16 protein-coding genes are annotated in these 20,766 nt (G+C 30.0%); 15 read left to right on the top strand and 1 reads right to left on the bottom strand.

Annotated elements, in window-relative coordinates; translation table 11 throughout:
- Window positions 1-452: 452 nt before the first annotated feature.
- The 15 genes from NGI68_RS10240 to ilvD all read left to right on the top strand — a co-directional run bounded on the left by NGI68_RS10240 (window position 453) and on the right by ilvD (window position 18,866).
- The gene (locus tag NGI68_RS10240; RefSeq protein WP_251861384.1) at window positions 453-629 is read left to right on the top strand and encodes a hypothetical protein; all 177 of its coding nucleotides are present in this window, start codon (window positions 453-455) and stop codon (window positions 627-629) included.
- A gap of 683 nt (window positions 630-1,312) precedes the next feature.
- Window positions 1,313-2,566, top strand: a complete 1,254-nt coding sequence (locus tag NGI68_RS10235; protein WP_353505381.1) for an ADP-ribosyltransferase — start codon at window positions 1,313-1,315, stop codon at window positions 2,564-2,566.
- A 27-nt stretch (window positions 2,567-2,593) separates the two neighbouring features.
- Window positions 2,594-4,906: a binary toxin-like calcium binding domain-containing protein gene (locus NGI68_RS10230; RefSeq protein ID WP_251861383.1), complete on the top strand. Its 2,313-nt coding sequence runs from the start codon at window positions 2,594-2,596 to the stop codon at window positions 4,904-4,906.
- An 881-nt stretch (window positions 4,907-5,787) separates the two neighbouring features.
- A complete protein-coding gene (locus NGI68_RS10225) occupies window positions 5,788-7,731 on the top strand; it encodes a BglG family transcription antiterminator (protein ID WP_251861382.1) in 1,944 nt (647 codons plus the stop codon).
- Window positions 7,721-8,047: a PTS sugar transporter subunit IIA gene (locus NGI68_RS10220; RefSeq protein WP_251861381.1), complete on the top strand. Its 327-nt coding sequence runs from the start codon at window positions 7,721-7,723 to the stop codon at window positions 8,045-8,047. The genes NGI68_RS10225 and NGI68_RS10220 overlap by 11 nt, the downstream gene beginning before the upstream one ends.
- A 38-nt stretch (window positions 8,048-8,085) precedes the next feature.
- Entirely contained in the window at window positions 8,086-9,453 is a 1,368-nt protein-coding gene (gene celB / locus NGI68_RS10215; RefSeq protein WP_251861380.1) for a PTS cellobiose transporter subunit IIC, read from the top strand.
- A 92-nt stretch (window positions 9,454-9,545) separates the two neighbouring features.
- On the top strand, window positions 9,546-10,976 hold the full coding sequence (locus NGI68_RS10210) for a glycoside hydrolase family 1 protein (RefSeq protein ID WP_251861379.1): 1,431 nt from the start codon (window positions 9,546-9,548) through the stop codon (window positions 10,974-10,976).
- A 25-nt stretch (window positions 10,977-11,001) separates the two neighbouring features.
- The gene (locus NGI68_RS10205) at window positions 11,002-11,307 is read left to right on the top strand and encodes a PTS sugar transporter subunit IIB (protein ID WP_251861378.1); all 306 of its coding nucleotides are present in this window, start codon (window positions 11,002-11,004) and stop codon (window positions 11,305-11,307) included.
- Between the two features lie 59 nt (window positions 11,308-11,366).
- The gene (locus tag NGI68_RS10200) at window positions 11,367-12,203 is read left to right on the top strand and encodes a type I phosphomannose isomerase catalytic subunit (RefSeq protein ID WP_251861377.1); all 837 of its coding nucleotides are present in this window, start codon (window positions 11,367-11,369) and stop codon (window positions 12,201-12,203) included.
- A 15-nt stretch (window positions 12,204-12,218) separates the two neighbouring features.
- Window positions 12,219-13,565, top strand: coding sequence for a glycoside hydrolase family 1 protein (locus NGI68_RS10195; protein ID WP_251861376.1), 1,347 nt, complete (start codon window positions 12,219-12,221; stop codon window positions 13,563-13,565).
- Between the two features lie 35 nt (window positions 13,566-13,600).
- Window positions 13,601-14,356, top strand: coding sequence for a YhfC family glutamic-type intramembrane protease (locus NGI68_RS10190; protein WP_251861375.1), 756 nt, complete (start codon window positions 13,601-13,603; stop codon window positions 14,354-14,356).
- A gap of 58 nt (window positions 14,357-14,414) precedes the next feature.
- Window positions 14,415-15,461, top strand: coding sequence for a mannonate dehydratase (gene uxuA, locus NGI68_RS10185; protein WP_251861374.1), 1,047 nt, complete (start codon window positions 14,415-14,417; stop codon window positions 15,459-15,461).
- A 53-nt stretch (window positions 15,462-15,514) separates the two neighbouring features.
- A complete protein-coding gene (locus tag NGI68_RS10180) occupies window positions 15,515-16,129 on the top strand; it encodes a bifunctional 2-keto-4-hydroxyglutarate aldolase/2-keto-3-deoxy-6-phosphogluconate aldolase (RefSeq protein ID WP_251861373.1) in 615 nt (204 codons plus the stop codon).
- A gap of 3 nt (window positions 16,130-16,132) precedes the next feature.
- The gene (locus tag NGI68_RS10175) at window positions 16,133-17,134 is read left to right on the top strand and encodes a sugar kinase (protein WP_251861372.1); all 1,002 of its coding nucleotides are present in this window, start codon (window positions 16,133-16,135) and stop codon (window positions 17,132-17,134) included.
- Window positions 17,135-17,144: 10 nt separating this feature from the next.
- Window positions 17,145-18,866, top strand: coding sequence for a dihydroxy-acid dehydratase (gene ilvD, locus NGI68_RS10170; RefSeq protein ID WP_251861371.1), 1,722 nt, complete (start codon window positions 17,145-17,147; stop codon window positions 18,864-18,866).
- 408 nt (window positions 18,867-19,274) lie between these two features.
- On the opposite strand, the gene NGI68_RS10165 is transcribed toward ilvD, so the two are convergent.
- Window positions 19,275-20,519, bottom strand: a complete 1,245-nt coding sequence (locus tag NGI68_RS10165; RefSeq protein ID WP_251861370.1) for an MFS transporter — start codon at window positions 20,517-20,519, stop codon at window positions 19,275-19,277.
- Window positions 20,520-20,766: the final 247 nt, after the last annotated feature.

Here is a 20,766-nt window from a genome sequence, read left to right as displayed (position 1 = left end):
ATTATATCTATATAAAAATATAAAATAAATTTTATATGATTAACTAGTATAACTATTTATAGCATAGTGTTGCTAGAATGTTTTTTGTAAATGAAAATCATTCTAGCAACACTTTTTTTATAGATTTAAATTATTTTTCTATACCAATTTAAAAAAAATTCATATTATTTAACTACTTTGTTTTTGTTACACATTTTAACGGGTTTAATAAAAGTGCCATAACTAGATTCTATAGAATTAAATTCTTAAACATAGGCTTTGTCGGTTTTGTTAGATGTACCCATAATTTATATTATATGACTCAAAGCTTGTTTAGTAAAAATAATTATATAAAAGAATAATGTTAAATATTGACTTATTATCAAAATTCATGTAAAATGACTGTGGTTGGATAATTTTAAAACATTAAAAAATAATTGAACAGAACTAAAATTTTTATAAGGAGGAAGAATATGAAAAATATAAAAATTATAAACAAGAAAATAATTATAATTTTATGTAACTTTTTGTTATTAGTTTCTTTTAATTTTATAATTTTTGGAACAGAAGTAACTGCTAAAGCGAACACTGAAGATGGCATTAACTATTATGCAGGTGCGACACGTTGCAATATGAAAAGTATTGCCTAAACATATAAAATTTGTTTAAGAACTAATAACTTGAAAAGTCAAATGATGGGGTAATGCCTTGAAGGGCTTTCTCTGATACTCCGAATAGCAAATTTTTTAGTGAGAAAGGGTTTGTTATAAGCTCGGTAAAGTCGATTGAGGTTATCCCCTAACAGGTCATGCTGAGGAAATGCGAACTAGAGGTAGTCGAGGATAATATAGATCGGGAGTCCATAAAATATCTATGGTAAGAATGTCTATAAGGACTGACAAAATTCCGAATGTACGGGTCTAAAAAGTTATAAAACAGAAATGTTATAAATATCAAGGTTATATGGTGTGTGAGGTTTAGTAAAAATCTGCGTTATGAAAAACCTTATACCATTAAAGGTGGTATCAAGCACACAGGCTCATAGGAATTACCTAAGGATATACATATAAGGATAAGGTTATTGGAACGTGGTAAGCTGATAACATTGAGGACTTACTTCCTTTGAAGTGGTAGCAAGAAAAGATAAAGAGTTATAACTTGCTTTTATATTAGTGAAAGTAGTGGCACAGTACCGTTGAAATTTGTGAAAGCAAGTGGAGGGATAGCCACAAGTCAGTATTGATGAAAAGCTAAATATATTTGAGCAATATTGATGGAACGCTGTATGCGGTGAAAGTCGCCAGTACGGTGTGGAGGAGGGGAAAAGAAAGAGATAATATCAAATTCTTACCTATTCCTATACGTAGAGAAGCCAAAAGATTTTAAAGAAGATAAAAAGGAAGCTGAAAAATGGGGTAAAAAGGAAGAAAAGAAATTTGAAGATAAACTTAATAAACAAGAACGAAATAGCGTAAAGGATTTTGTAGAAAACAAAGAAAATATATTAGATAAATATCCAAGTCTTACCTTTTCATTTAATCCAGAACTAAATACTTATGAAAAAAAAACGTTGGAAGATATGGATAAATCCATGAAGAAAGCCAATTTATCTGAATCGGTTATAACTTATAAATTAGTTGATGCTGTTAATTTTGGTTTTAACAAAGAATTAATAAGTGGAAATACCATTAGTTCAGAAGGAAAGGAAGAATTTATTAAGCAATTTAATAATAAGGATATTATATTTGATAATTACTTAATGACTCATTTGACAATTCAAACTACTAATAGTAATGAGCGTGTATTATTAAAGATTAAAGTACCAAGTAGTAAAGGACAATCTGGAGAAACCAGAGCAGCCTCAATTAATGACAAAGGAGAATATAAGATATTAATTGATAATGGATATGCTCTTCATGTAGATAACATTACTAAGACTACTATAAAGGGAAAAGAATGTTTAAGGGTAGAAGGTAGCTTAAAAGAAACCTTGGATTTTAAAAATGATATTAATGGTAAGGCCTCAGTTTGGGGGGAAAAGAATTATGAATCTTGGGAAAAAGAATTATCTGCAGAACAAAGAAAAGATATATATGACTATACTGATCAAGGTTATAAAGAAATTAATCAGTATTTAAGAGAAGAGAAAAGTGGAAATGTGGAATTGGAAAAGAAGATAGACAATATATCTTCAGCATTAGAAAAAAAGCCAATACCACAAAATATAGTTGTTTATCGCTGGTGTAGTTCGGTAGAATTGGGCTATAAAATAGGGGAGCGTCCTACATTAAAAGATTTTGAGAATAGACTTTTAGGTACTGTTAAAGAAACCAAAGAATTTATGAGTACAAGCTTATCTAGTGAATATCTATCAGCATTTGGGAAAAGAAATTATATCCTAAGGTTACAAGTACCCAAAGGTTATAATGGAGCTTATGTAGGTGAAATAGCAAAACAGAAAGACGAAAAAGAAATAATATTAAATAAAGGAAGTAAGTATGAAATCAATAGGGTTACAAAGGTAGTAACAACAACTACAACAAACAAAGGAGAAAAATTCGTTATCGATGCTACATTAAAAAAATAATTGATTTAATAAAAGGAGGGAATAAATATGAAAAGAGCTTTAATTGGAATTTTAACCTGTTCAGTTATATTATCTACAATAAGTAGTTTTCCTGCTTATGCCGCTAAAAATGATGAATCAGCTAATACTAGTATTAATGAGAAAGAACAAGATGGTAATAATATAGATCGTAAAGGGTTATTGGGTTACTACTATAAAGGAAAAGATTTTAAAAATTTGATTTTCTTTGCACAAACCCAAAGTGAAAACTTAAGTTATGACCAAGATAAGGTTCATGAATTAATCAACGAAGATGATCAAAAGTTTGCATCAGTTAGGTGGGTTGGATTAATAAATACTAATAAAAATGGGACATATAAGTTTAAATGTTCCCATGATGAAAATATGATAATTGCAATAAATGGAGACATAGTATCTAATTTAGGTAATGATAAAAAAGAAATAACCTTAGAAAAGGACAAACCTGTTTTCATTGAAATTAATTATAGAATAAATAGTGATAAGACCTTTAACAATGATACATTTAAAAACATGCAGATTTTTAAGATTAATAACGAGGGTGAAGAAATAGAAATTAACCGAGATGAATTATTAACTCCAGATAATTCAAAACCATTATCTGAAAAAAATATGATTTCATCATCTAAAAAAAGTTTATCTTCAGATAATGAAGAAATTGATGAAGATACTGATACAGATGGTGATTCTATACCTGATTTATGGGAAGAAAATGGATATACCATACAAAGAAAAGTCGCTGTAAAATGGGATGATAAATTTGCTGAACAAGGATACATTAAATATTTATCAAATCCTTATCAAGCTTATACAGCAGGAGATCCTTATACTGACTGGGAAAAAGCAGCTGGAGATATTCCAGCATCTAATGCAGCTGCAACACATAACCCATTAGTAGCAGCTTTCCCTAGTATAAATGTAGATATGAGAAAAATGATTTTATCTAAGGATTCTAATTTATCAAACTCTGCTGAGTCACATTCAAATAATAGCTATACTTATGCAAATAGTGAAGGGGCAAGTATTGAAGCTGGCTTTGGGCCTAAAGGGTTTTCCGTTGGAGCCAGTGCTAATTATCAACATACGGAAACAGTTGGTTCTGATTGGGGAAGTTCTAAAAGTAATACTGAACAATTTAATTCTGCTTCAGCTGGTTATTTAAATGCTAATGTCCATTATAATAATGTGGGTACTGGTGGAATATATGATGCACAGCCAACTACTAGTTTTATTTTGAAAGACTCTACAATTGCAACTATTACAGCAAAATCTAATGCCACTGCTTTAAGCATACCTTCAGAAAGTCGATACCCTGCAAGCAAAGAAGGAATTTCTTTAAAGACTATGGATGATTTTAATTCTCATCCTATTACTTTAAACAAATCTCAATTAAATGCAGTATTAAATAATGAAGTAATAAAAATAAATACTGATCAAACTGATGGTAGATATGGAATAATTAAATCAGATGGTAAGCCTGAAATAGGTGATCGATGGGCTCCTATTATGGATCAAATAAAGGGAAGAACAGCTTCAATTATTATTGATCCAGATGACGGAAAAGCTTTGGAAACAAGAATAGCTGCTAAAAATTATAAAAACCCTGAAGATAAAACTCCAAGCTTAACAATTAAAGAAGGCCTTAAAATAGCGTATCCTGAAGCAATTAGTGAAGATAAAGATGGAATACTATTTTATGAATATACAGACAATGAAGGTAAAAGCAATAAAAAACAACTTAGTGAAGAAAGTGTTATGACATATACAGATGAAGATACCTCAAAAGAATTCAAGAGACAATTATCTGATGGAAGTGCTAAAGGATTATATGATATAAAATTAACACCTAAAATGAATATTACTATCAGATTAGCTACTTTGACACTTGGATTTGATGATAAATTCAGTTCTTATCCATGGGAAAATGCAACTTGGTCTGATAAATTAGGTAATCTTAGACTTGGTTCTTTAGCTATACCTCAAGAGTCTAAATATACCATTCCTAAAGATAAAGTAAAACCCAATTATGATTATTTAATTACTGGTTATATAAAACATGATTTTACCACTGATGATGAATCATTAAATATAATTGCCTTCACAAAAAAGGACAATCATGAAAGTTGGAACATTGGAACATCAATTTTTACACAAAATTCTGGGGGTAAATTTAAAAAATTTACTATAGAAACACAAAATATTTCTTATGATTATATACTTGATTCCATTAAATTAATAAAGAGAAATAATGATGTAAATAAGATAGATAGTTACCTTGATGATATTGCAATCATCCCTATAGGACCTAACAAATCTAGATAACTATTTCAACTTTAAGGTTTATTATTATAAGCATTAGATATTAGTATAGTTTAATTGTTTTGTATCATTTTCTTTCATGTGTTCTACTTGTAAGATAATCTTTACTAAGATAAGAAAGTGGAAAATCAAAATGAAAATATTTTAGTTAATTATGCATTATAAATGAAATACATTACTGAGAGTAATATAAAAGTTTCCATATAGTATAATAGCATTTTTAGAAATGAGAAAAGGTTCTATTTTAAAATAATATATTTTTTAATAAATTATATTATTATATGGATATTTTGTTTTATGATATGTATATTATTTCTATAAATGTAGAAAAATATATATCACAAATTTTAAAAGAACTATAAATTTACGGTAGTAGTAAATTTATAGTTCTTTTTAATTTCTCATTTTTCATCTGAAATATCACCAAATACTATATTTATATTTTATAAGCTATAAATAGCTTTTTATTTTTAACATAATTAAGTTTATAGATTATAATTTTCATGAAAATTTATCTAATAAGAAAGTAATAGATATTTTAGCTAGTTTAAAAATAATAAAACAAATGAATGTATGATTTTGATTAAAGGATTATATTGAAAGTGTTATTTGAGAATTATTAAACTAACGCTAAATCAACTGACAGCAATATTAGCTTATTTTAAATTTCGTAACATGATTGATTAATCTGGCTTCCTCTCACTAGTCATTAGTTGAAACAAATTCCACTTTAAATGTGCTAAAAATGGTAATGGAGATATAAATTTTATAATGATATAATAAGATTACAATAAAATATGACTTAATTCGACAAACCACAATAAAAATACAGCTGAAATATATATTTAATAAAGGATGTTACTTTGTAGATTATGGAGGAGAAGATGAAAGATAAAAGATTAAACAATCTGCTGCAATTACTTAGTACCAAAGAATACCTAACTGCAGAGGTATTGGCTTCACAATTAAAAGTAAGTAGCAAAACGATTAGAAATCTGATAAAAATACTTGAAAAAGAATTGATTAATCAGGGCGCCCACATTGATTCCAAGTATGGATCTGGATCTAAGATTATTGTAAAGGATTTTAAGAAATTTGAAGAATTCAAAGACTCATATCTTAAGCAATATGACAATGATTTACCAGGAACATCTGAAGAACGAATTAGGTATCTTTTGGAATATTTATTGTATACCAAGAATTATGTGAAGCTTGATGATTTAAGTGAGTGTCTTTATATATCAAAAAAAACACTGGCAGCGGACTTGAAAGTTACTGAAAAGTTATTAAAAGAATATAATTTAACACTTTTAAGGAAGCCATACTATGGCATTAAGGTTCAAGGGGAAGAATTTAATCTACGTTTATGTATCGCTAATTATATAGAGGAAAATGATTTAATAAGATACATTAAATTTGACGCTAAAGAAAAAAATAGTACCATGGGAGTAATAGCTAAATGTGTGTCTGAATGTCTTAGAGAGAAAGAATTTAGTATTTCAGATATGTCCTTTGAAAACCTTATAGTGCACATATATATAGCCATGAAACGTATTGAAGATGGCCATTATGTACCACTTGAACAAAACCATATAGAAGAACTTTTAAAACAAAAGGAATATAAAATTGCACATGAGATTGTTTCTAAACTTAAAAAAAATTTCAATGTTGACTTTCCACAATCAGAAATAGGATATATAACTATTCATCTGGCAGGGAAAAAAACTTATGGAAATTATAATAAAGGTAAAAGCAATTTAGTTATAAGTCAAAATATAAGTAATATTGTTACAGAAATGCTACAGACAATATACGATGTATTTAAATATGATTTTAGAGATAATTTTGAATTGAGAATGTCTTTAAGTCAACATATTGTTCCTTTGGATATTAGAATTAAATACGATATGAATATGAAAAATCCATTATTAAATGAAATTAAGGAAAAGTATGCTTTAGCTTATATAATGGCAAGCCAAGCTTGTAGCATCTTAAGTAAACATTATAACAAACAGATTAAAGATGATGAAATAGGCTATATTGCACTTCCAATTGCACTAGCTCTTGAGAGACAGAAAACAAAAATAAATAAGAAAAATATTTTGCTAGTTTGTTCTTCAGGAAAAGGCAGTGCTCAGCTTCTTTTGTATAAATATAAAGAAGAGTTTGGGTCATACATTAATAACATTGAAACCTGTGAGGTTAATAAGATACACAAGGTAGATTTCACTAAAATAGATTATGTATTTACTACGGTTCCAATTCATGAAAATGTTCCAGTTCCAATAATGGAAGTTCAATATTTTTTAGAAGAGTCAGATAGAAGGAATGTTAAAAAAATGCTGGTACACGATATGACTATTCCCATAGAAAAATATTATAGTGATAAGTTGTTTATAACTCATATGAAGCACAAGAATAAAGAAGAAGCACTAAAGTATCTATGTGATTATGTTATAGAAAAGAAAGGATTACCAGAATATTTTTATGAATCCGTATTAAAAAGGGAAAAATCAGCAAAAACTGAGTTTGGAAATATGGTGGCTATGCCTCATCCACAAGAAACAATTAGTAAAGAAACTTTTGTGTGTATTGGAATATTAGACAACCCTATCCTTTGGGAAAAACAACATATTCAGGTTATATTTTTAGTATGTGTAGAAAACAACAAAAATACAGATTTACAAAAGTTTTATCAAATTACTTCTAATTTCCTTTTAAACAGTCAATGTATTAAAGAATTAATAAAGAAACAAGATTATAAAGAATTTTTAAAATCACTAATGAAAATTGAAAAAGAAAAGGAGAAAGAAAATTATGGACGATGATAAATACTCATTAGCTTTTCAATTGATTTTAAATGCTGGGAATTCAAAATCAGCCTCTAAAATGGCAATTGAATCAGCTAAAAAATTTGAATTTGAACAAGCAGAAAAATATTTAGAAGAAGCAGAAAGAGAATTAAAAATAGCACATAAATCTCAGGTTGATATGATTCAACGAGAGGCTCAGGGACATATGATTGAAGTTAACATAGTTTTGGTACATGCTCAAGATCATTTAACAATGGCAATGATAGAAAAAGATCATGCAAAAGAGATTTTAGATATATATAAAATTATTAAGCCAATTTTGCATAGATAAAAGTCAGAAGATTCAAATAAATGTTTGGAGGAAATAATATGAATAAACTGATGAGTTTTTTAGAAAACAAAGTAATGCCCGTTGCTTCTAAGATTGCATCTTTACGTTATATTCGTGCTTTACGTGATGGTTTAGCTGTTACTATGCCTTTGGTAATTGTGGGATCTATATTTATGCTACTAGCCAATTTACCAATAGCAGGATATGCAGATTTTGTGAATGGAATCTTTGGTGATGGATTTGTGGCAAAAATAACATATCCTATCCGTGCAACCTTTGATATTTTGACATTGGTAGCAGTTATGTCAGTAGCTTATCAGGTTGCAAAACAAAGAGATGTAGATGGATTATCATCATCTATAGTTGCAGTAGCTGCATTTGTATCTTTAATACCTGTATTTGATATTAAAAATGTTGTTATAGGGAACGCTACAGTAAATTTAGGACGTGTAATTCAGACAAACACTTATTTATCCGCCGGTGGATTAATAGTAGGTATTATAGTTTCTATATTTAGTGCTGAAATATACGCATATGTGGTTAAGAAAAATTGGGTAATTAAAATGCCTGATAGTGTACCCCCAGCTGTATCTAAATCTTTCGTAGCAATTACTCCAGCAGCTATAATATTGACACTATGCTGGTTAGTTAGATTAGGTTTTGAGGCAACTAGTTTCCAAACAATCTTTGGATTTATTTCAGAATTTGTTTCAAGCCCATTATCTAAAGTAGGATTATCTTTTGGTGGAATGCTTTTAACAGTTAGTATGATTCACGTATTCTGGGCATTAGGTATCCATGGAAGCCGTGTTGTATTTGGAGTTATGGATTCAATATTACTTCCATCTATGGACCAAAACCGTTTAGCTTTTGAAGCTGGAAAAGAATTACCTAATATTATAACAAAGCAATTCTATGATTGTTTTACTAATGCTGGTGGTCTAGCTGTTATGGGACTTGTTATATTAATGCTTTTCGTAGCTAAATCTAAACAGATAAAATCATTAGGAAAACTTGCAGTGGGACCAATTATATTTAATATAGCGGAGCCTGTATTGTTTGGTTTACCTATTATAATGAATCCTATTATGATTATTCCTTTCATTGTTGCCCCTTTATTAATAGGTACCGTTACATATTGGTCAATGGCTCTTGGATTGGTTTCTTTTCCAGCAGGAGTTGCAGTACCATGGACAGTTCCTATATTCATGTCAGGATTTTTATCCACAGGTGGAGACTTTAGAGCTGTAATACTTCAGGCAGTAAACCTTTTAATTTCAATTGTAGTATATTATCCTTTCTTAAAAATATGGGATAAGAAAAAGATTGAGGAAGAACAACTTGCAGAAGAAGAAAATGTTGATGATGAATTAGCGGCCTTAGTTAATTCAATTCAAAAGAAATAAATTATAAAATTATGTAACTATGTGTTTTAATAAAGCACATAGTTACATAAAAAATATTCATAAAATTTTTAGAAAGAAGGGAAAAGAGTTATATGAATAAATTTAAATATGAACTTCCAAAAGATTTCATACTAGGAGCAGCTTCATCTGCATGGCAAACTGAAGGATGGAGTGGAAAAAAACCAGGAAAGGATACCTTTGTAGATTTATGGTATAAGGCAACTCCTGATTTATGGTATGAAAATTATGGCCCTAAAAATGCTACAGATTTTTATCATAGATATGAAGAAGATATAGATTTAATGGTGGAATGTGGATTGGATTCATATCGTACTTCTATAGACTGGTCAAGATTTATAAAAGATTTTGAAACTGGAGAAGTAGATGAAGATGGAGCAATATTTTATGATAAAGTAATAGACAAAATGATAGAAAAGGGAATTGAACCTATGATTTGTCTAGAGCATTTTGATTTCCCAGGTGAATTATACAAGAAATATGGAGGATTTAAAAGTAAGCATGTAGTAGATTTATTTGTACTATATGCAAAGGAAGTATTTAAACGTTATGGACATAAAGTAAAGCAATTTTTTACTTTTAATGAACCAATTGTAGTTCAAACCAGAACAATTCTTGATGGGCTAAGATATCCATTTAAACAAGATACAAAACTTGCAATGCAATGGAATTATAATAAAATACTAGCAACATCTAAGGCTGTTCAGGCCTATAAGAGTTTAGGATTACATGGAAAGATTGGGGTAGTTATTAATATTGAATATGCTTACCCAAGATCAGATGCAGACCATGATGTTAAAGCAGCTCATATGTACGATTTATTCTATAACAGAATGTTTTTAGACCCAGCAGTAAAAGGAGAAATAGATAAAGAATTATTTGAAGTATTAAAATTCCACAACTGTTTATTTGATTATACAGAAGAAGAATTACAAATAATAAAGGAAAATACCTGTGATAATATAGGGCTAAACTTATATTTCCCAATGAGAGTAAAGGCAAGAAATAGTGCATGGAATCCAGAAATACCTTTCCATCCATCATACTATTTTGATACTCATGATCTTCAAGGTAAAAGGATGAATCCATACAGAGGATGGGAGATTTATCCTAAGATTATGTATGATATGGCTATGAGAATGAAAAATGAATATGGAAATATAGAATGGCTTGTATCAGAAAGTGGGATGGGTGTTCAGGGTGAAAAGAAATATAAAAATTCAGAAGGTATTATTCAAGATGATTATCGTATTGAATATATAAGTGAACATTTAGCTTGGCTACTGAAAGCCGTTGAAGAAGGAAGCAACTGCAAAGGATATATGTTATGGGCATTTACAGATTGCGTATCTCCTTCAAATGCATTTAAAAATCGCTACGGTTTAGTGGAAATAGATTTAGAAGATAACTTAGCACGTCACATTAAAAAATCTGGTAAATGGTTTAGAAATACTAGGGATAACAAAGAATTTGAGTTTAGAAATTTAGAAGTTGAATATCGTTAAATATAATTTTAAGGAGGAAAAGTATATGAATATTTTATTAATTTGTTCCGCTGGAATGTCAACAAGTTTATTAGTAACTAAGATGCAAAAGGTAGCAAAGGATCTTAACTTTGAATCTAAAATTTGGGCGGTATCAACTGATTCAGCAGATGAAAATATGGCTCATGCAGATGTAGTGTTAATAGGTCCTCAAATTAAATTTATGCTAGAATCTTTAAAAGAAAAAGGAAAAAAATTAAATGTACCTGTTGAAGTAATTAACTCCAGTGATTACGGTACTTGTAATGGTAAAAATGTATTAAAACAAGCCTTATCAATGAAAAGAGCGTGAGAAGAATGCAAATATTAAAACCAATTCCCTTCCCAACAATTTGGGGGGGGACACGGTTAATGCCCTATGTAGATAAATACAATAAAGATAATATAGGACAGCTTTATACAGTAAGCAGTATTAAAAATAATAGCAATGAAATATTAAATGGAGAATATAAGGGAAAAACTTTTTATGATTTTTATAAAGATAATAAAGAAAAATATAATATTCCCTTTGATGAATATCCACTTTTAATAGCATTGGTAGATGCTAAAGAAGATTTAAGCGTTCAGGTACATCCTAATGATAAAATTGCAGAGGAATTAGAAAGAGTTCCTTTTGGAAAAACAGAATCTTGGTATTTTCTAGAAGAGCCTGATAGTGGATATATTGTTAATGGATGTTTATGTGATACCTATAATAGTTTTTATGAAAAAGTTAATAATAAAGACTTTGAAAATATTATAGATCATCTAAAAGTAGAAAAAGGAGATTACGTTTTTGTAGAGGCAGGAACATTACATGCATTAGGTTCAGGATCTCTAGTATATGAAATACAAGAAAATAGTGATTTAACTTATCGTTTTTATGATTATAATCGTATAGATGAAAATGGCAATACTAGGCCACTTCATATAGATAAAGCTAAAAGGGCTGTGGATATTAAATTAAAATCTAAAACTGAAAGATTCACTAAAGAAGAAATACTAGAAAAAAAGTATGCTGTTAAAAAATTTATTGGACATAAATATAACAATACATTAAATACCTTGGAGGTTATCACAATAGTGAAGGGGAAGAGCATAGTTGAAGATATAAATGTACAAATGGGGACTAGCATAATTCTTGAACCTAATGAAGAAGTAGTATTTTCTGAAACTGTAGAGTGCTGTGTAGCACATTATTTATTATAAGAGAGGTGTTTTATTATGAATAAAGATTTTTTATGGGGAAGTTCAACTAATGCTCAACAATTTGAAGGGGGATGGAATAAAGGAAATAAAGGTGTTTCCATTGCAGATGTAAGAACTATGCCTAATGCTAACCTAGAAGCAAATTTTGAAGATTTTAAAAATGCTAGTAACCATTATGAGCATTATAAAGAAGATATAGCTTATTTAAATGAAATGGGATTTCAAATTTATAGATTCACAATAGCCTGGACAAGGATATTTCCTAATGGGGATGACTTAGAACCTAATAAGGAAGGATTAGAGTTTTACAGTAAAATACTTGATGAATTAGAAAAATATAATATTAAGCCAGTAGTAACTTTATATGCTTATGATTTACCTTATCATTTAGTAGAAAAATACAATGGATTTTTGTCAAGAGAATGTATTGATGACTATATAAATTATGTAAACACAGTTGTAACAGCCTTTAAAGGTAGAGTTAAATATTGGGTTCCTTTTAATGAACAGAATCTTTTAAGATTTGATACATTGTATACAGTAGGATACATGGCAAAAGATAGAACAGAATCTTTTACTATGGAACATCATATAAATCTTGCTTATGCAAGAGCTACAAAACTAATACATGAAATTGATCCACAAGCTAAGACTGGAGGAAACGTAGGAAATATATGCCCTTATCCAGCAACTTGTAAAGTGGAGGATGTAGAAGCCTGCGAAACTTATAAATATATGATTGGATACAATTATGCAGATGTATATGCAAGAGGTGAATATTCTAAATATTATTTAAAAACAGTTGAAGATTTAGACTTAGATAAAATTATTTTACCAGGAGATTTAGATATTATACATCAGGCTGAACCAGATTTCTTATCTCTTACATATTATCATAGCAGTATTATAAAAGATGAGGGAAAAGAGAATTTAATAGTAAAGTCTAATTTAAAGGCTGTAAATCCTTATTTAAAACAAACGGAATGGAAATGGAATATTGATCCTTATGGACTTAAACATTTCTTAAAAGATTACTATCATCGTTATCAAATGCCTATCCTTATATTAGAAAATGGCCTAGGTTACAGAGATATTTTAGAAGAAGACGGTACTATACAAGATGATTACAGGATTGAGTTTTTACGTAACCATATAATAAGAATGAAAGAAGCCTATGAAGAAGGGGTAGATATCATCGGATACTTAACTTGGTCTGCCATAGATCTTTATTCTACAAGAGAAGGATTTAATAAAAGGTATGGTTTTGTATATGTAGATAAAGATCAAGACTATAAACGTATACCAAAGAAAAGTTTCAATTGGTACAAAGAAGTTATTGCAAGTAATGGAGAGAATTTATAAATATCAAAAATAATTTTGTGTAGGAGGAGAGTTAAATGAATCAAAGCACTATGATGGGAATGTATACAGCTCTATTAATTAGTACAATAATTCCTTTACTACTTGTACTATACTTAGCATTGAAAAAAACATTAAAAATGAAATCTTTTAGCATGGGTATGTTAACATTTATTATTTCACAGATGCTTATCTCTTCTCCTATTTTAAAATATATGAAACAATTCTCTTTAATGGACAATAAATGGATATCCCAATTTATAACTGTAGCTATTATAGTAGCTTCTGATGTGTTTTTAACATGGTTATCCATATCCCGTTCTAAAAATAATAGATCATATATGGAAGCTGTATCTTATGGTATGGGTAAAGGGATAATAAGCATTTTATTTTTGATAGGTGTTTCTTCTGTGTCAAATATTTCATTAGCAAATACCATAATGGATGGAAGCATTTATAATATGAAGGGCGTGGACATAAATACTATTAATAAAATTGTTTCTGTTTTAACTACTACCAGTGGGTTTTCATATGTAGCATCAGCTATTCAAGAAATAGGAAATTTAATATTATCAATATTAATAACTGTTATAGTAGTTTATTCAATTAGAAGTAACAATAAAAAATTATTATTAAAACTTACAATTTTAGCTATAGTAGTAAGACTTTTAGGAATTTATATTGGAATTTTATCTTCAGTAATGATGGTTATATATTCAGTTTTAATTATAGGCATATTAGTATTTATAACTATGAAGATTGATTTTAAAAATAAAAAATTAAGCATACTTTAAATGAAATTTTATAAAGATAGATTTAAGTATTAAATGAAAAGAGAAAGGGGGTTATAATATGAAAATGACTTTCCGATGGTATGGAAAAGATGATCCAGTTACCCTTGAATACATTAAACAAATACCAGGAATGTATGGAGTGGTTTCTGCCATATATGATATTCCTGTAGGAGAGGCTTGGCATGAAGAGAGAATTCTAGCTTTAAAAGCAGAAGTAGAAAAACAGGGATTAAAATTGGAAGTTATTGAAAGTGTTCCAGTTCATGAGGATATTAAACTAGGCTTAGAAACTAGAGACAGATATATAGAAAATTATTGTATTACTTTAAGAACATTAGCCAAATACGGCATAAAAGTAGTATGTTATAATTTTATGCCAGTATTTGATTGGATGCGTTCGGAATTGGCTCATCCACTAGAAGATGGATCAAATGCATTAATATATTCTCATAAAACTGTGGAAAACTTAAATCCATTAACCTCAGATTTATCTCTTCCAGGATGGGATTCTAGTTATACTAAAGAAGAATTAAAATCCCTTTTAAAGCAGTATGAAAATATATCAGAGGAAGATTTATGGACAAACCTAGAATATTTTCTTAATAAAGTAATTCCTGTATGCGATGAAGTAGACATTAAAATGGCAATTCATCCAGATGATCCACCTTGGTCTATATTTGGATTAAAAAGAATTATTACTTGTAAAGAAAATCTAGAAAGATTAATTAATATAAATGATAGTGTGAATAATGGAATAACCCTATGTTCAGGTTCTCTTGGAGCATCACAAAACAATAATGTAGAAGAACTAATACGTTACTTTGGAGCAAAGGGAAGAATACATTTTTTACATCTAAGAAACGTAAAAATTACAGAGGAAGGATTTGAAGAAGCAGCTCATTTGTCAGAAAAAGGTTCTTTAGATATGTATAAATTAGTTAAAGCTGCTTATGATACTGGCTTTCAAGGATATTTCAGACCAGATCATGGAAGAATGATATGGGGAGAAGTAGGAAGAGCTGGATATGGGTTATATGATAGGGCATTAGGAGCAACTTATATAAACGGCTTATATGAAGCTATAAAAAAAGGGAACCAAAAATAAAGAAAAACAAGCTTCACTTAAGGTGGGGCTTGTTTTTTTAGGAGGAGTTTTCAATGAGTGTAGTAGAAAAGATTTTACATAATAAAATTGTGGCAGTAATTAGAGGGAATAACAAAGAAGAAGCACTAAATATAATAGAAGGAGCTATAGAAGGAGGAATAAAGATTATAGAAGTAACTTACACCAATAAGGATGCTTCAGAAATTATAAAAAACTTAGTAGGAAAATATAAAGACGTAGTTATAGGAGCAGGAAGCGTTTTAAATATAGAAACATGCAGAGAAGCTGTAAAGGCAGGTTCAAAATTTATAGTAGGACCTAACTTTGATAGTGATATAAATTATTTTTGTATAGAAAATAAAGTAGATTATATACCAGGTTGTTTTACTCCAACAGAAATAGTAAATGCCTTAAATTCTGGTGTTAAGATTATTAAGTTATTTCCAGGGGAAACTCTAGGACCTAGTTATATTAAAGCAATAAAAGCACCTGTTAAAGATGTGAAGATAATGGTAACAGGTGGAGTTAACCTTGATAATTTAAAACAGTGGTTAATTAATGGAGCAGATTCAGTGGGGATAGGAAGTATATTATCTTCAGGCACCAATAATGATAAAGTGAAAATATCTGAAAATGCAAGAAAATTTATAGAGAAAGTTGAGGGATAAATAATGGGAAAATTTCTTTCTATAGGTGAAATACTCATAAGGTTTACTCCAAAGAACTTTGATATATGTGGAATATCTAATGAACTAGAGTACTTTTATGGTGGCTCAGAAGCTAATATAGCCTCAATCTTAGCTGCTTGGGATATAGAAACTTCTATTCTTTCAGCTTTGCCAGATAATTATATAGCTAAAAATATAAAAAGATATTTTAGAGGGGTGGGAGTAGATACATCTAATATAATAACTAAAGGAGAGAAAATAGGATATTATTTTTTAGAAAGAAGTTCAGGGGTTAGAAATAGTAGTGTTATATATGATAGAAAACATAGTAGCTTTTTCGGACTAACTCTAGAATGTATAGATATAAATAAGGCTTTAGAAGGAGTAAAGTGGATTCACTTTAGTGGAATAACCTTAGCAGTTGGAGAAAATTCTAGAGAAATAGTAAGAGAATTAGTAAGAGAAGCAAAGAAAAGAAATATATTTATAAGCATGGATTTGAATTTTAGAAGTAAGATGACAAGTTTTATGGAAGCTAAAAATTATGCTACAGAATTAGCACCTTATGTGGATATGTGCTTTGGAATAGAGCCTATAATGGTAAATGATAAAGATATAACCATGTTTAATAGAGAAAAAGCTACTAAAGAAGATGTATTTAAAAGAATGGAAGAATTAAAGAGCAAATTTGGATTTAAATATATTTTTCATACACAAAGGGAAAATGATAAAGAGGATAATAATATCTACTACGCTTATGGATTAGGAGAACAAAGAGCAGAATCCGTTAAGTTAACAACTAAGATAGTTGAAAGAGTAGGCAGTGGAGATGCATTTGTATCCGGAGTAATTTACTCAATTATGAAACAGAAAAGTTTAAAAGAAGCCTTAGACTTTGGAGCAGCATCAGCTACATTAAAATGTACAATTAAAGGTGATAATATGTTGGTAATTCCAGAAGATGTGGAAAAGATAATGCTAGAAAAAAATGCTATAGATAGGTAAGGTGAAAATTATGTTATATTCTCAAAAGGTGAGAAAGATAGCTCCAGAAATGGATTCTCTAAAAAGAGGAATGGGTTGGAATACAGAAGACTTAGAAAAAATCCAGGTAATAGTAGAAAGTACTTATGGAAAGAGTCATCCAGGAAGTGCTCATCTAAATGGAATAGTAAATGAAGTTATGGATGAATTAACTAATTTAGGTGCAAAGTCAGCAGATTACTATGCTACAGATATATGTGATGGACAAGCTCAAGGTCATGATGGAATGAATTACTCTCTAGTATCCAGAGAAATAATAGCAGATATGATAGAAATACATGTAAATGCAACAGGATTTGATGGAGGAATTTTTATAGCAAGTTGTGATAAAGGTATGCCTGCAAACCTAGTAGCTATGTGCAGAGTAAACATACCATCCCTAGTTATACCAGGTGGAGTTATGAATGCAGGACCTAATCTATTAACACTAAACCAAGTAGGAACTTATAGCGCTATGTATAAAAGAGGAGAGATAACAGGAAAAGAGTATGAATTCTACAAAGAAAAAGCATGTCCTAGCTGTGGAGCTTGTTCTTTTATGGGAACTGCAGCAACTATGCAGGTACTTAGTGAAGCGTTAGGATTAACACTTCCCGGTGCAGCTTTATTACCATCAACTTCAGAAATAGTAAAAGAATATGCAAAAAATTCTGCTAAAACGCTAAAGGATTTAATAGAAAAAGGAATAAAGGTTTCAAATATAGTAAATAGAAAATCTATAGAAAATGCAATAATGGTTCATGCAGCTATAGGAGGATCCACTAATGCACTTCTTCATATACCAGCTATAGCTAAAGAATTGGGTATAAAAATAAAACCAGAGGATTTTGATGAGATTCACAGAAAAATACCATTTATACTGAATGTAAGACCAAGTGGACAGTGGCCTGCAAATTATGTATTTTATGCAGGAGGGGTGCCTGCAATAATGAATAAAATAAAAAAACATTTATATTTAGATGTTATGACAGTTACAGGAAAAACTTTAGGAGAAAATTTAGAAGAATTTAATAAGGAAGAAGTTTATGGAACTTATTTAAAATCTGCGCCTAAAATGGATTATAGACAAGTTATATATGATGCGGAAAATCCCATAAGCAAAATAGGAGCAGTATCAGTACTAAAGGGCAATATAGCGCCAGAGGGATGTGTAGTAAAACATTCAAGTTTACCAGCTAATATGAGAAATATAAAATTAAATGCAAAAGCCTTTGATTCAGAAGAAGAAGCCTTTGAAGCAACAATAAATGGAACCATAAAACCAGGAGATGCAATAATAATAAGATATGAAGGCCCTAGAGGTTCCGGAATGCCAGAAATGTTTTACACAACGGAAGCAATTGCTTCAGATGAAAAGTTGAATTCAACAGTAGCACTTATAACAGATGGAAGATTTTCAGGAGCAACCAGAGGACCAGCCATAGGGCATGTATCACCAGAAGCCAGTAATGGAGGACCAATAGCTTTTGTTAGAGATGGAGACATTATTCATATAGACATAGAATCTAGAGGAATAAATATAGTAGGAATAAATGGAGAAGAAAAAACAAAAGAAGAAATAGATGAAGTATTAAATAAAAGAAAAGTTAATTGGAAATCAAAATCACCTAAATATACTAAAGGGGTACTTGGAATGTACACAAGCTTAGCTACCTCTGGCATGGAAGGAGGAGTTATTAAAATATGGGACTAGGGCAAAAAACATTCCTAAAGATATAGATAAAAGTGCATAAATTCCTACATTGCCATGTTGGAATTTATGCTTATTGGTTATTCATAAAAAGTAATATTAACTTTTTGTTAACACTGGTATGACCTGTCCAATTTAATTTAATTATATTATATAATTAAATTAGTAAATGTTTACAATTTTAAAAAAGGAGGGAGGAAAAAACTTTATAAAATTTCAAATTATATTAACTTCTATCTACAAATAAGAAGGGACAAGCTATTAACTTGCCTCTTTTTATTGTTATATAAAATTTTGTTTTTAAAAATCTACAATAAAGAATTTATTATTTCTATAGTAAAAAACAATAAAACTAGTAAAAGGACTTTCTAAAGATTCTTAACTTTTATCCCTTGGAAAGATAAAAATCTATTACTGAACCTGAAACTTTACATGAGTACCTTTATGCATAGCTCCTATTGCTGCTGCCACAAGAATCATGCCCATTATGGCAGGGGCAAAATGACCAAGATATATATATAATTGGCCACCAAGTATAGGACCAATTATTCTAGTTAAAGCCTGAATAGATTGACTTCCTCCTTGAATCCTGCCTTGATCCTCAGAACTGACAGCATTGGAAGCTATTCCATTTACTGCTGGGCAAAAAATAGCGTCTCCAAAACCGAATATAATTGTACCTGCAATAAATAGAGGAAAGTATGAGAATATACCAGATGCCGCAATTAGTCCATAAGCTATAATTTCTGAAACCATACCAAGAACTGCTATTTGTGACTCTTTAAGCTTTATCAGAAGCTTGGGCATTATAAGACTTTGAGCAATAATATCTTGTGCTCCCAAAATAGAGAATGCAATTCCTATCATGGTAGGACCCCATTCAAATGTATCTTTGGCGAATTGTGAAAAAAATGCTTGTAGAGAACCAGAAGGTACCCCTAGCAAAAATATTGAAATAAAAAGCCATTTTAGATTCTTTATAGAAAGTACACTGGCTAATTGAGTAAATGGATTTAAACTAACAAGGGAGATTTTATCCACTCTGTGTTCTTTCTTAAGGCTTTCAGGCATATAAATGGCTCCATAGAGAACATTTAATAAAGTTATTATCACTCCAAAATACATGGGAGTAGAATAACCAAACTTAGAAAGCAGCCCCCCTAGAGTAGGTCCGATTATGGAACCTATACCAGCAGCTGCTCCAGCCCATCCGAAGTATTTGATTCGATGCTCCTTGGGAGTGATATCTGCAAAATATGCTAAGATTATACTTATGTTTCCACCTGTTAGACCGTCTATTATACGTCCTAGAAATAGTACCCATAAAGCTCCACCTATACCAAAAATCAGGTATCCAGCTGCGGATCCCAAAAGGCATATTATCAGTACAGGACGACGACCATACCGATCGCTCAAAGCTCCAAGTCCAGGAGCTGCTAAAAACACGCACACTGCATAAATGAATGTTAGTAGTGCAATGACCATAGCTTGATTTGCCCCACTTTTTACATAGGGTTGTACCAAAAATGGCACAACAGGTGTTGTGATTCCAAAACCCATGCCGTAAAGAAGCACAGAAGTAAGACCAAATGTTAAAGCCTTTTTATTAAAAGCTTGGTTTGTAGATTGTGTATTGCTTGATTTTAATTTACCCATTTAAAATGTTCACCTCTTAAAAAGAATAATTATGTTTCCTTGTCAACATAATTATTCTATTCCTTTATTGTTTCTTTGTCAACAATAAACAGAGTTCTTGGCTTTAGAGGGAGTTTTTAATCCCTCTAAAGCTTAGAAATCGTTATCCAGGGACGTACCCGCTCTTTACTCCCACTTTGAAGAAGATGGGAGTATTAGAGCGGGTAGTTATCGAATAAATCGAAAGGCTGTATCATACACTGATGTT

It is taken from the genome of Clostridium sp. Marseille-Q2269, assembly GCF_943736985.1.
GTDB lineage: Bacteria > Bacillota > Clostridia > Clostridiales > Clostridiaceae > Clostridium_F.
The sequence above is the reverse complement of the archived record's forward strand: the minus strand, read 5'-3'. Positions and strand labels throughout refer to the sequence as shown.

Bases quoted from the DNA above. Each gene is read 5' to 3' on its own strand.
- NGI68_RS10165 (WP_251861370.1), bottom strand. From the start codon at position 20,519: ATGGGTAAATTAAAATCAAGCAATACACAATCTACAAACCAAGCTTTT.
- NGI68_RS10230 (WP_251861383.1), top strand. From the start codon at position 2,594: ATGAAAAGAGCTTTAATTGGAATTTTAACCTGTTCAGTTATATTATCT.
- NGI68_RS10180 (WP_251861373.1), top strand. From the start codon at position 15,515: ATGAGTGTAGTAGAAAAGATTTTACATAATAAAATTGTGGCAGTAATT.
- NGI68_RS10210 (WP_251861379.1), top strand. From the start codon at position 9,546: ATGAATAAATTTAAATATGAACTTCCAAAAGATTTCATACTAGGAGCA.
- NGI68_RS10175 (WP_251861372.1), top strand. From the start codon at position 16,133: ATGGGAAAATTTCTTTCTATAGGTGAAATACTCATAAGGTTTACTCCA.
- NGI68_RS10240 (WP_251861384.1), top strand. From the start codon at position 453: ATGAAAAATATAAAAATTATAAACAAGAAAATAATTATAATTTTATGT.
- ilvD (WP_251861371.1), top strand. From the start codon at position 17,145: ATGTTATATTCTCAAAAGGTGAGAAAGATAGCTCCAGAAATGGATTCT.
- NGI68_RS10220 (WP_251861381.1), top strand. From the start codon at position 7,721: ATGGACGATGATAAATACTCATTAGCTTTTCAATTGATTTTAAATGCT.
- NGI68_RS10190 (WP_251861375.1), top strand. From the start codon at position 13,601: ATGAATCAAAGCACTATGATGGGAATGTATACAGCTCTATTAATTAGT.
- NGI68_RS10195 (WP_251861376.1), top strand. From the start codon at position 12,219: ATGAATAAAGATTTTTTATGGGGAAGTTCAACTAATGCTCAACAATTT.
- celB (WP_251861380.1), top strand. From the start codon at position 8,086: ATGAATAAACTGATGAGTTTTTTAGAAAACAAAGTAATGCCCGTTGCT.
- NGI68_RS10205 (WP_251861378.1), top strand. From the start codon at position 11,002: ATGAATATTTTATTAATTTGTTCCGCTGGAATGTCAACAAGTTTATTA.
- NGI68_RS10225 (WP_251861382.1), top strand. From the start codon at position 5,788: ATGAAAGATAAAAGATTAAACAATCTGCTGCAATTACTTAGTACCAAA.
- uxuA (WP_251861374.1), top strand. From the start codon at position 14,415: ATGAAAATGACTTTCCGATGGTATGGAAAAGATGATCCAGTTACCCTT.
- NGI68_RS10200 (WP_251861377.1), top strand. From the start codon at position 11,367: ATGCCCTATGTAGATAAATACAATAAAGATAATATAGGACAGCTTTAT.